This is a genomic window from Aerococcus sp. L_32 (assembly GCF_050689315.1).
On the sequence record NZ_JBOEQF010001101.1, the window covers coordinates 1 to 615 of the forward strand.

1 protein-coding gene is annotated in these 615 nt (G+C 38.7%); it reads right to left on the reverse strand.

The window, feature by feature from the left end; genetic code table 11:
* Positions 1 to 509 (reverse strand): S1-like domain-containing RNA-binding protein (locus ACRCJ0_RS18380; protein ID WP_431391596.1); only part of this gene is annotated, 509 nt, incomplete at its 3' end.
* Positions 510 to 615: the final 106 nt, after the last annotated feature.

Consider the following 615-nt stretch of genomic DNA (forward strand, 5'->3'; position numbering starts at 1 on the left):
GTCCCCACTAATTTTGCGTGGTAAACAGTCCCTTTCACTTCTTGGTTAGTCCAAGATTTTGATTGAGGTGATAGTTTGTTGGTAATTTGTTGGAAAACTTGGTCCTCAGCTAATTTACCCCAAACCCGGTCTTTTTTATCTACTTCTAAACGGATAAATAGGCGGTCGCCTTTTTTCGGCCATAAATGTTTTTCACTTGGTAGGTCATCTAAAGATACCACGATTTCCTTGTCTGTTAAACCAATGTCTACAAAGACCCCCAAGTCTTTACGGACTGCAGTAACAGTCGACCAACCATAACGACCTTGACGAACGTCAGGTAATTGCGTGGTCATCATTTTTGTGTGTTTCATATTTTCATAAATGAAACCTTGGACCGCATCACCTAATTGGTAATCCCCTTCGCTCTTATCAAGTTGGTAAGTAATACCCTCTTTTTGTACTGAATAAAATTTGTCATTTTGATCCGTTACTAACGCTGTAGTAACCGTCCCTAATTGTGCGCTCATATATTTTCTCCTTAAAACGGTGCTTGTGCATGTTAATGTCATTATATCATATTTATTAATTACTTGGCCGCAGCTTCATTCTTCAAACACCTGATTATACTCGATT